Source organism: Shimazuella sp. NTD250, assembly GCF_059510375.1.
In genome coordinates, this window is the sequence record NZ_JCAJZS010000002.1 from 615,998 (window position 1) to 626,241 (window position 10,244).

The 10,244-nt window shown below is 36.0% G+C and carries 12 protein-coding genes; 6 read left to right on the forward strand and 6 right to left on the reverse strand.

What is annotated here, in order from left to right; genetic code table 11:
• Nucleotides 1-157: 157 nt before the first annotated feature.
• Genes AC5WOF_RS07980 through AC5WOF_RS07995 form a run of 4 tightly spaced genes read left to right on the forward strand, consistent with a single transcriptional unit; the run spans nucleotide 158 to nucleotide 4,300 of the window.
• Entirely contained in the window at nucleotides 158-1,747 is a 1,590-nt protein-coding gene (locus AC5WOF_RS07980) for a spore germination protein (protein ID WP_496049414.1), read from the forward strand.
• On the forward strand, nucleotides 1,740-2,957 hold the full coding sequence (locus AC5WOF_RS07985) for a Ger(x)C family spore germination protein (RefSeq protein ID WP_496049415.1): 1,218 nt from the start codon (nucleotides 1,740-1,742) through the stop codon (nucleotides 2,955-2,957). Before AC5WOF_RS07980 ends, AC5WOF_RS07985 begins: the two co-directional genes overlap by 8 nt.
• A gap of 6 nt (nucleotides 2,958-2,963) precedes the next feature.
• On the forward strand, nucleotides 2,964-3,167 hold the full coding sequence (locus tag AC5WOF_RS07990) for a hypothetical protein (RefSeq protein WP_496049416.1): 204 nt from the start codon (nucleotides 2,964-2,966) through the stop codon (nucleotides 3,165-3,167).
• A gap of 26 nt (nucleotides 3,168-3,193) precedes the next feature.
• Nucleotides 3,194-4,300 carry a GerAB/ArcD/ProY family transporter gene (locus AC5WOF_RS07995; protein ID WP_496049417.1) on the forward strand — a complete coding sequence of 369 codons (1,107 nt, stop codon included), beginning with the start codon at nucleotides 3,194-3,196 and terminating at the stop codon, nucleotides 4,298-4,300.
• A 221-nt stretch (nucleotides 4,301-4,521) separates the two neighbouring features.
• Here the strand turns inward: AC5WOF_RS07995 and AC5WOF_RS08000 are convergent, their stop codons facing one another.
• The gene (locus AC5WOF_RS08000) at nucleotides 4,522-4,686 is read right to left on the reverse strand and encodes a hypothetical protein (RefSeq protein WP_496049418.1); all 165 of its coding nucleotides are present in this window, start codon (nucleotides 4,684-4,686) and stop codon (nucleotides 4,522-4,524) included.
• A 180-nt stretch (nucleotides 4,687-4,866) separates the two neighbouring features.
• Here AC5WOF_RS08000 and AC5WOF_RS08005 point away from each other — a divergent pair, with 180 nt between their 5' ends.
• On the forward strand, nucleotides 4,867-6,216 hold the full coding sequence (locus AC5WOF_RS08005; RefSeq protein WP_496049419.1) for a tetratricopeptide repeat protein: 1,350 nt from the start codon (nucleotides 4,867-4,869) through the stop codon (nucleotides 6,214-6,216).
• 192 nt (nucleotides 6,217-6,408) lie between these two features.
• Here AC5WOF_RS08005 and AC5WOF_RS08010 read toward each other — a convergent pair whose 3' ends face one another.
• The 5 genes from AC5WOF_RS08010 to AC5WOF_RS08030 all read right to left on the reverse strand — a co-directional run bounded on the left by AC5WOF_RS08010 (nucleotide 6,409) and on the right by AC5WOF_RS08030 (nucleotide 8,728).
• Nucleotides 6,409-6,663, reverse strand: a complete 255-nt coding sequence (locus tag AC5WOF_RS08010) for an Rpn/YhgA-type helix-turn-helix domain-containing protein (protein ID WP_496049420.1) — start codon at nucleotides 6,661-6,663, stop codon at nucleotides 6,409-6,411.
• A gap of 22 nt (nucleotides 6,664-6,685) precedes the next feature.
• Nucleotides 6,686-6,952 (reverse strand): Rpn/YhgA-type helix-turn-helix domain-containing protein, encoded by a 267-nt coding sequence (locus AC5WOF_RS08015; RefSeq protein WP_496049421.1) that lies wholly within the window; start codon nucleotides 6,950-6,952, stop codon nucleotides 6,686-6,688.
• A gap of 26 nt (nucleotides 6,953-6,978) precedes the next feature.
• A complete protein-coding gene (locus tag AC5WOF_RS08020; protein ID WP_496049422.1) occupies nucleotides 6,979-7,854 on the reverse strand; it encodes an Rpn family recombination-promoting nuclease/putative transposase in 876 nt (291 codons plus the stop codon).
• 264 nt (nucleotides 7,855-8,118) lie between these two features.
• Complete coding sequence (locus AC5WOF_RS08025; RefSeq protein WP_496049423.1) at nucleotides 8,119-8,439, reverse strand: hypothetical protein; 321 nt, start codon at nucleotides 8,437-8,439, stop codon at nucleotides 8,119-8,121.
• Between the two features lie 22 nt (nucleotides 8,440-8,461).
• On the reverse strand, nucleotides 8,462-8,728 hold the full coding sequence (locus AC5WOF_RS08030) for a hypothetical protein (protein ID WP_496049424.1): 267 nt from the start codon (nucleotides 8,726-8,728) through the stop codon (nucleotides 8,462-8,464).
• Nucleotides 8,729-9,041: 313 nt separating this feature from the next.
• Between AC5WOF_RS08030 and AC5WOF_RS08035 the strand changes: the two genes are divergently transcribed.
• Nucleotides 9,042-10,244: helix-turn-helix domain-containing protein (locus AC5WOF_RS08035; protein WP_496049425.1), on the forward strand; the 1,203-nt coding region annotated here is incomplete at its 3' end.

Here is a 10,244-nt window from a genome sequence, read left to right on the forward strand (position 1 = left end):
GTTTATAAAATTATCTTTTATCCCACACATCAATAGTGATTGCTTATCGGTTGATTACAGGTATTGTCCAGACTCCTCCATTTTCTAAAATATGTATATCATTATTAACGAAAAGGGAAAACTGGATAGTACGTTATACCTAGGAGTCGGATCATATATGAAAGCCAAATCATTTACCAAAACCAAGCGTTCTCCGATCACCAATACGAAAAAGAAAGCTGAAAATGAGGAAGCACTTTGTCTAAAAACAGAACTCCAAGAAAATATCCAGCAGATCATAAAATCTTTGGGTAATAGCCCAGATATCATAGTAAGAGAATGGCACTTCAGCCAAACCAAAGTGGCAATTATTTATACTTCCGGCCTAGCCGATGTTAAACTAGTCAATCAATTTATCATGGAACCTTTAATGTCACATCACGATGACGATCATTCTTTTTTGATACCTTCATCGGACGAGGATTTGCTGGGAGCAATAAAAAAATTATTACTCCCAGTTGGTGGTATCCAAGATACGGAGAACTTTGACACTCTGTTAACGGCAATTTTATCTGGAGATACTGTTCTTTTATGTCAAGGGTATGATCGCTGTTTATTGCTCACTTCTAAAGGCTGGGAACAGCGTGCAATTGAGGAACCAACTTCTCAAACAGTTATACGAGGTCCAAAAGAAGGATTCACCGAAAATATTGCCACGAATATCGCCTTAGTACGTCGAAAGATCAAAGATCCCAACCTATGGCTCGAAAATTTCCAAGTAGGCCGTGTTACAAAGACCCCTGTCTCTATTATGTATATTAATGGCATTGTCCAGGAAGACGTAGTGAAAGAAGTCCGAGATCGAATCAGTCGTATTGATATCGATGGCATACTTGAAAGCGGATATATTGAAGAGTTAATCCAAGATAAAACATTTACGCTTTTTCCCACGATCTATAATACCGAAAGACCGGATGTAATTGCTGGAGGGCTCTTGGAAGGACGGATTGCTATTTTGGTTGATGGAACACCATTTGTGCTTTTGGTTCCAGCTATTTTTTCCCAATTCTTCCAAACGGCGGAGGACTATTACCAACGTGCTGATATTTCCACCCTTCTGCGTGTGCTTCGCTATCTTGGTTTGTTTATATCCATGTTAGGACCATCTATGTATATTGCAATCACAACCTTTCATCCAGATATGCTGCCACCTCAACTTCTGATCAGTTTATCTGCACAACGAGAGGGAATACCATTTCCCGCTTTCATTGAAGCATTTTTGATGGAACTAACATTTGAACTTTTACGCGAAGCAGGAACCCGTTTACCAAGAGCAGTAGGACAAGCGATTTCTATTGTAGGCGCGTTGGTCATTGGCCAAGCATCCATTCAAGCTGGAATCGTATCACCAGCAATGGTGATTGTTGTTTCCATAACGGCGATTGCTAGTTTCACGATTCCTTCTTATAACATGGCGATCGCCTTTCGAATTTTACGTTTTGGGTTTATGGTTCTCGCAGCTACTTTTGGTTTATTTGGTATTGTCGCTGGTTTCATTTTACATATCCAAGAAAGCTGTAATTTGCGGTCTTTTGGAGTTCCCTTCTTATATCCATTTGCTCCTACCCATACAAAGGATAAAAAAGATTCCTTGTATCTGCGTGTTCCTTGGTCAAAAATGACAAAACGTCCTAAAATCGCCAAGGAACAAAATATAATTCGAGAAAATAGTTCTGCCTCGAAACCCGAGCCAGAAGGAAGTGGTTAATACGAAGAAATTCATCAGGGTACTTATTTTTATCATTTGTACAATACTTATCGTCGGATGCTGGAATCGCCGCGAGCTAAATGATCTAGCAGTTGCGGTGGCAATTGGAATAGATAAAGCAGGTAAGAAAATTTTATTGACGGATCAGATTCTTATTCCAGAAGCCATCTCGGGACAAAAGGGTGGTGGTGCTAACGTTGCTCCTGTCACTCTGTATCAATCAAAAGGAGAAGGAATACAAGAGGCTGCTAGAAAAATGACAAATCGAGGTACAAGAAAAATATATGTTGGGCAACTACAAATACTCGTTTTTGGAGAGGAATTCGCCAAACAGGGCGTAAGTAAGATTCTAGATCATATCATACGAGACCATGAATATCGAAAAGATTTTTATGTTGCAATTGCTCATAATCAAGAAGCACAAGATGTTCTAAAAGTGTTCACTTCTCTGGAAAAAACACCTGCAACGAAACTGAGAGCTGCTCTTGAATTTTCATCTAAAGCATGGGGAGAAACCACAGCAGTTAAAATTGACGACTTTATTTCTTCTATCATCAGCAAAGGAAGAGAACCAGTATTATCAGGAATTAAGATGACTGGTGATCAAAAGTTTCTAAATGAGAAAGAAAATGCAGAGAAAATCTCTACTCCCCTCAGACTAGCTTACGGAGAGCTGGCTGTTTTTAAAAAAGATAAACTACTCGGTTGGTTAAATCAGAAAGAAAGTATTGGATACAATTATACCCAGGGAAACATAAAAAGTACTTCAGTCCTTCTAACTTGTCCAAAAGATAGCTACAAAAACATAACCGTAGAACTACTCCACACAAAAAATGATATTAAAGTGATCATGAAACAACATGATAAACCGGTAATTCATCTCAAATTAAAAACAGAAGGTGTCATCAGTGATGCACAATGTGATATGGATTTTACAACACCATCTGACATCACACTAGTAGAACAACTTACGGAAAAGCAAATTAAAAACTCTATCGTCTCAGCGGTAAATACCGTACAACAAACATATAAATCAGACATTTTTGGCTTTGGAGAAGAAGTTGAGAGAAGTTCCCCTGAATATTGGGAACGAGTGAAAAAGAAGTGGAGTCAAGTATTCCCCGGTATCGAAGTAAAGGTTGAAGTAGAATCAAAAATTAGGCGTATGTATAAAACCTCAAAATCTTTAACAGAAAGAATGGGGGAATAAAATACAGTGTGGTTTGTCATCATCAGTCTAGTCGTTGGAATCATCATCGCAGTCATCGAAGTTCCATCTCTGGTCAAACAAAAAAAACGAAAAGAATTATATACTTTTTCTATTTTGCTGCTTGTAGGTATTTCACTAAATATAGTCATAAGTATCGGAATCGAAGTCCCAACTCCCCTAGAATGGATTAGGATCATTTACGGATATTAGCAAGGGATGAAAGAGGAATAACACTAATGGTGAAAAAAGAAAAAATCAAAGCCGAACAATTTCAAAAACTGATTAGTATGTACATCATTGGTACCTCCATCCTATTGATTCCGTCCTTACTCGCTGCTGGTGCCAAACAGAATGCTTGGATTTCCGCAATTATTGGAATGGGTGCTGGATTTTTATTAGTATGGCTCTATAATGTATTAGGCAGTTTCTTTCCTGACAAAACCTTAATAGAATCTAGCAAAGAAATCTTGGGGAAATGGCTTGGTACACTCCTTTCCATTCTATTTTTTTCGTTTTTCCTCATTTTAAATACGCTTGTCCTGCGAGATCTCGGTGACTTTCTTGCTTCAACCATGCTGCCGGAAACACCAATTGAAGCAATTCATATTGTATACTTATGTATAGTGGTAATCGGAGTTCGCTATGGACTTTCCAATATTGCTCGAACTTCGGATCTCTTTTTTCCATGGATTGTTTCGCTTTTTTTCATATTCGTCCTATTGCTAATCCCTAAATTCGAATGGAAATACCTTCAACCGGTACTAGCAAAAGGAGTAACCCCTGTCCTACAATCTTCATTCCCCTATATTGGGTTTCCATTTCTAGAATTAATCTTAATACTAATGATCTTCCCAAACGTAGGAAATCCAAAAAAAGCAGGAAAAGCATTTTATATGGGAGTGTTGATTGGTGGACTTGTCTTATTTACCATTACATTGATAAGTATATTAGTTTTAGGTGCGGAGAGCTCTGCTAATGATATCTATGCAAGTTTTGAATTAGCGAAGAAAATTGAAATAGGTGAATTTATTCAAAGGATAGAAGCTATCATTGCACTCATTTGGTTTATCACCATCTTCTTTAAGATAGCCATTTGTTTTTATATAACAGTGGTTTGTCTTGCCCAGACGTTAAATCTCTCCGATTATCGACCACTCACACTGCCATTGGCTATGATTTTATTTGCATTATCTATCATCATTACTCCAAATTTAAGTTATCTTCTTTCCTTTAATATCACTGTTTGGCCCCTCTATGCCTTGACATTTGGATTTATTTTTCCCTTACTTTTGTTAGGAGTGGCACTAATCAAGAAGAAATTTGCTAAAAAGAAATCGTCTTGACAAAAAAACTAGATTGGCGACTCTCTCAGGACGCTTTGAACATAAAAATATCCTTCACTGAATTCCGTTTGACTGCAAAAAAAATCAACTTTCCAGCCAGAAAGTTGGAAGTAAAAATAGCAGTTACTAACTGGTACACCATTTACAATCATTTTTTATTCCGATTGTCGTATTTACCTTCACAAATTAGGTAGATTCTTTCTGTTGAAAAAATTATATTTTTAATCTTCATAGCTAAATATTATAGATATACCTGACGGAGAACGGAAAAAAGTAACATTTTGAAGATGAATAAAGCCAGACTCAAACCCTTCCTCACCTTCAATAAATAGCGTTAAATCTGATGAGTGAGGTTTCGTTCTCGATATATCTTGTACGTTTAGCATCTAAAAGACTCCCTCTAATCGATTTGGTATATATTAGAATTATAAATCCAAAATCTAAATATTTCAATATTTATATTTAACGGGATATTTATTATGTTTTTCTCTCCTTTTAGAGGAAATTGCAATTCCCTTGCGAATCTATAATAAAAAATACATTCTCTATTATGGGAGATGTGACAAATGAATAGAAAAATACTAGGGGCAAAACTAAAAGAACGAAGAAAGGAAATAAAAGAGAGCATGGAAAGTTTAGCAGATGAATTTATATCTGCTGCTACGATCGGCAATATTGAACGCGGACTACCAAATGTCACAGAAGAAAAAATGGAGTATTATGCGAAAAAAATAGGCATGGGCGGTGAACTCTTCGGCATTATCAGCGCAGCGGAGAAAAAAGATAAAGAATTAGAAGCGGAGCTATTATATTTAGAAGATATCATTTCTGCTGATATCGATAATTCTCTCCATAGATTAGAGGGAGAATGGAGCTTTTTAAAAAGAGACAGCAGACTTTCTGCTTTATATCACTTTTTATTAGGAAGCTGTTATTTTGGAAAGAGAAAGAAAAATAATGATATCATGCTGCGAAAAGCAGAAAAACATTACAGTGAAGTTCTTCGTCTGGTAGAAAAAAGTCCAGAATTAAGTGATTCTAACCTGCAAGCAGCCTCTTTAAATGAACAAGGAAGAATTTATTATCATCTACTCGACATCGAAAAAGCTTTGGAACTCACGGAAAATGGGATAAAAGCATTTCGCGAGAATGGACAACGACAAGAAAATATCTATTTTTTACTCTTAAATAAAGCAAACTATCTTGAACAATTGAACAGAGATGAGCTATCTTTAAAAACACTGGAAGAACTATGGGAAAGACTTTCTGCTATAGACGGAACAAAGGTTTTGACGCTCATCGGACTTAATTCCATCTTACAGATGTATGTCATTTTTGCTGGAGTACTCACGAAATCCAAGCATTATAAAAGCGCTCTTGAATTTGCTGATGAAGGAGTAAGAATAGCTAGAATCAATGGTAAGTTTGATAAATTAGTGTCGCTTTGGATTACGATCGGAGAGATATACGAAAGCATGAACGACACAATAGAAGCTGAAAAATATTATTTTCAAGCATTGTCCATCAGAGAAAAAGTAGAAGATCAAGATATTTTTTACGCATTGACAAACTTAGGCAAACTATATATCGCTAAACAAGAATATGAAAAGTCGCATTCCTTTATATCTGAAGCATTTTTGATTTCCGAAAATAATCGAGATGAATTAGCTATGTTAGATTCCTTAATATTGTTAGGAAATTGCTATCATGAGCAAAAACAGTACCAAAAAGCGATAAATCCCCTACAAAAAGCATTCGAATTAGCAAAAAAATACAAATTAATAAAAAAACAACATGAAGTAATTTTAGGTTTATGCTATGGTTATAAAAAAACAGAAGACCACACTTCCTATATGCAATGTCTCGAAAAAATGTTTGAACTTCAAGCCAATATGAAGTGGGGGATTCATGTATAGGGGGTGTCTCTATGACCTATTTTGGACGCAAAGACCCTATTGGCAAATAATACATATTTAAGAGAAGTTTAATTTTTTGGAATTATAATCTACTAAGACAGCAGAGATGCTGTCTTTTTTCATTTTGAAAAACAAAAAAAGCCTTAAAATATCCATTTGGATACTTTAAAGCATTACATTGCAAAGATCACACTAACTTTTGTTTCTCCACTTCAAAACGACATCTTCTGCTAGACCAGTTAACTTCGATATCAGTTGAATGTCCATTTTTTCTTGTAGCATCATCTTTGCTACCTCTACTTTCCCTTCTTTTATCCCCTCTTCTTTCGCTCCAGCAATGGAAGAGGCTTCATCATGAAGGGCTTTTTGACGAATTTCATACAGTCTGCGCGCTTCTTCCTCTTCACTCAGCAATTGTCTTTCTGTCATTGTCCGTCCTATTTGCATTATTCAGCCTCTCCTGAAACCTTTATTCATTCGATTTGGAACTTGAGATATTTGATTTTAACTGCAAGATAACATCCTCTGTTAAACCAGTTAGCTTTGATATTAGCCCAACATCCATGTTTTCTTGTAGCATCATTTTCGCTACCTTTTCCGTTCCTTTCTTTATCCCTTTCTTCTCACCTTCTTTTAGCCCTTCCTCTTTCGCTCCTGCTATAGAAGATGCCTCATCATGAAGTACTTTTTGGCGCATTTCATACAATCTGCGCGCTTCTTCGTTATGTTGTATCATTTTTCTGGCCTGTTCTTCTTGAAGATTCATGCTTTCGTATTAGAAGTTGAAATATTTGATTTCATTTTTAAGATAACCTCTTTTTCTATCCCAGTTAATTTCGATATCAGTTGAATATCCATTTTTTCTTGTAGCATCATCTTCACTATCTTTTCTTTCAACTTCTCTTCCCCTTCTTTTATTCCCTCTTCTTTCGCTCCTGCTATAGAAGATGCCTCATCATGAAGTGCTTTTTGGCGCATTTCATACAGTCTGCGTGCTTCTTCATCTTGACTTAAATATTCCAATTCCTTCATCGCTTTCCCAAGAATTGGCTCATTCATTTTCAACACCTCCCAATATCGTTTGTCTTTGGTTTTCAAAAACAATAACCAATTGAGTAAACCGCTTGTTTTAGGGGCACTTTTCCCTACCAGCTTGGATAATTCCAAGATGTGAATCTCTTCATCCTCTGAAAAAAGAATCCGTTCGCTGTCTTCCCATAAACGAAATACGTTGTGATACCTGTCGTTTGAGATAATCGAAAAATTCAAGATGTTAATCACAACGCATTTTTTTAGCTGTTTGTAGGGATCGCCTTCCTTTAGTTGTTCCGTATATTGTTTACCCCAATAATACAATGCTCGTTTTTCATTATCATACCGGTTAAACAACTGCATTTCCACATTTACGATGGAACCGTCCGCTCTTTTTGCTTTTATATCAAAAATGGACTGCTTATCACTTGGTGAGTCCTTATCCGTGTACGGATTTAACAAAACAATCTCCGTGAGCATTGGTTCCTCCACATCTTTATGCAAGATGCTGTTAAGAAAAGCCAATAAAATTTGGGTATTTTTCTCACTGCCAAAAATACGTTTAAACACAAAATCATTCTTCGGATCGAGCAAATCATAAGTCACGCAAAGTCAGCCCCTATGCTTAATATTAGTATATCACGAAGCCTTTATCTGTTTATATCGTATGTATGTTCGGATCGTTGCGGATATCATAAAGGATTTATTTTCAAAAATCAAGTATTTTTTGGAATATTATTTTTAATTTATACCATCAGCTATGCAAATCACCTCGAAGATGAAAAGTATTTATTTTTTAAAAGTAAAAGGCAAATCTAAGTATCAGTACTTTGTAGTACCATAAGATTTACCTGTCTTAAACCTAGTCAATTACTTATCTGCAAAAATATCAAAATTTCTACCTTGAACAAAAGTAGTTCCATTCCCCATATCTGTCACTTCTGCATCTAATAGATCGATTTCAATTTTTTGATCGTCGATACTCGTAATCGTTAACCTTGACGTTTTTCTCGTTTGTAAAGAAGGTTTCTCATAAGGCTTTTTATCAAAGTAGTATTCCATCTTCAGTTCGTCTGCTCCAATCGTCACCTTTGATCCGCTGTAAAACCGCCACTGAGGAATCATTCGGATCGACTCCACAAAATCTCTCACTTTATCTCTGCTGCCCTCCACGCACAATTTCAATGCCATTTTTGACCACAGCCTTTTCCTTTTATTTTTGCAAACGCCTTATTTCCATTCGGATCAATGCATGAATAAAGCGTTCCTCGTCCTTGATGCTATTTGGAAACAGAAACTTTACGATGTACCCCTTTCCTCTTGCTTGGAGTTCATCCACGATACCTTGTCTCTGTTGATACATCTGATCAGCAGAATATCCATATTCATCTGCTACCTGTTGAAGAACATCAGTGACTTCCAGCGGGATGGTGCGATTCTCGATGATCCAGTCGAGACTTACTGATCTTCTGAACCCCATCCTCATCCCTCCCGCAAAACTACTGACATTCCAAAAAATATATAAAAATAACTATCCCTATGAATCAATTTAATTTCGATCACCCATAGGATACACCTCCTATTTATTTATAAAAGAGAAGAAGAAAGCAGCTAGGACAACCTTCCTCTCTTTGGTAAGGTGTACTAAAATCATAAAATAATTACCAATTATTTTCAAAATTATATTAATAAGTATTATTTTTATAATAAAAAATAGTTTGACTATTTATGCCGTGTATTGTACTGTATTTTGAAAATCAAATTTCCGTTTTTTATAAAAAGGAGTTTTGGCTGTGAACTTGCAAAAAATCGGCATGATTCTACGCATCGAAAGGAATAATCGAGAGCTTAGACTTGAAGATTTAGCAAATGAAAATCTATCGGTAACAACACTAAGCAATATCGAACGAGGATTGCCCAATGTCATTAAGGACAAATATGTGATGTATGCAGAATTATTAGGACTTGCAGAAAAACTGTTTGGGATTGTCAGCGAATCAGAGTTAGAGGAACGGAAAATAAAAAAGAGGTTATTTGACATTGAAGAAATGCTTAATTCTGATCCAGATAAAGCACTTTCTTCTCTAAATGACTTAAACAAAGAGAACAACATATTAAAAATGAGCACTTTTGCACCTGTTGCCCACTACCTATATGGAAAATGCTATCTGGAAAATCGAAAAAAAAATAAAGTCTCTCCCAAAGCAAAAGAGAACTTTTCGATTGCGGTGAAAACCATTGATTCGGTGCCTTCGTTAGAAAGCACCAATTACAAAGCAATTACCTTAAATGAATTAAGCAGAATCGCCTATCTTGAGAACGATTATAAACAAGCATTAATTTACGCAGAAGCTGGCTTACAAGCGTTTATTCCCGATGAAGGGAAACCAGATCGCAAATATTCGCTACTCCTTAATAAAACAATCTACCTTGATGAACTTGGTCATTATGAAAAATCATTACGTGGGTTAGAAAAAATGCAGGAAGAAATTTTACAATTAAAGCAAGAAAATTACGATCTGTTCCAAAGAGTCGAATTAGAGACACTCATCCAAATGTATTCGATGTTTGCGAATGTTTTAACAAAAATGAACCGACCTGAAATTGCCTTGGAATTTGCAGAGGAAGGAATTAACATTGCACGTATTAATCGTAGATATAGACGTCTTTTTGTATTATGGACAATCGTGGGTACTGCATACTCAAAACTGGGAAATAACGAGGAGGCAGAAAGATACTATGTGAAAGCATTAGATATTCGCAAAAAAGCCCCTACATCCCAAAAATTTCCTTTTTGTTACATGAATTATGGGAATCTATTAATAAAACTTAATCGATTACACGAAGCAAAAGAATACATTGAAGAAGCCATCAAGATCAGTCAATCCGTCAACAATCAAAGTTATTACACTCGTTCATTACTTGTTTTAGGAAAATGGTATTTGCACAATAAGATGTACGATGAAGCAATCAGCATTTATACTGAGGCGGAACAA

Bases quoted from the DNA above. Each gene is read 5' to 3' on its own strand.
- AC5WOF_RS07980 (WP_496049414.1), top strand. From the start codon at position 158: ATGAAAGCCAAATCATTTACCAAAACCAAGCGTTCTCCGATCACCAAT.
- AC5WOF_RS07995 (WP_496049417.1), top strand. From the start codon at position 3,194: ATGGTGAAAAAAGAAAAAATCAAAGCCGAACAATTTCAAAAACTGATT.
- AC5WOF_RS08000 (WP_496049418.1), bottom strand. From the start codon at position 4,686: ATGCTAAACGTACAAGATATATCGAGAACGAAACCTCACTCATCAGAT.
- AC5WOF_RS08005 (WP_496049419.1), top strand. From the start codon at position 4,867: ATGAATAGAAAAATACTAGGGGCAAAACTAAAAGAACGAAGAAAGGAA.
- AC5WOF_RS08010 (WP_496049420.1), bottom strand. From the start codon at position 6,663: ATGCAAATAGGACGGACAATGACAGAAAGACAATTGCTGAGTGAAGAG.
- AC5WOF_RS08015 (WP_496049421.1), bottom strand. From the start codon at position 6,952: ATGATACAACATAACGAAGAAGCGCGCAGATTGTATGAAATGCGCCAA.
- AC5WOF_RS08025 (WP_496049423.1), bottom strand. From the start codon at position 8,439: ATGGCATTGAAATTGTGCGTGGAGGGCAGCAGAGATAAAGTGAGAGAT.
- AC5WOF_RS08030 (WP_496049424.1), bottom strand. From the start codon at position 8,728: ATGGGGTTCAGAAGATCAGTAAGTCTCGACTGGATCATCGAGAATCGC.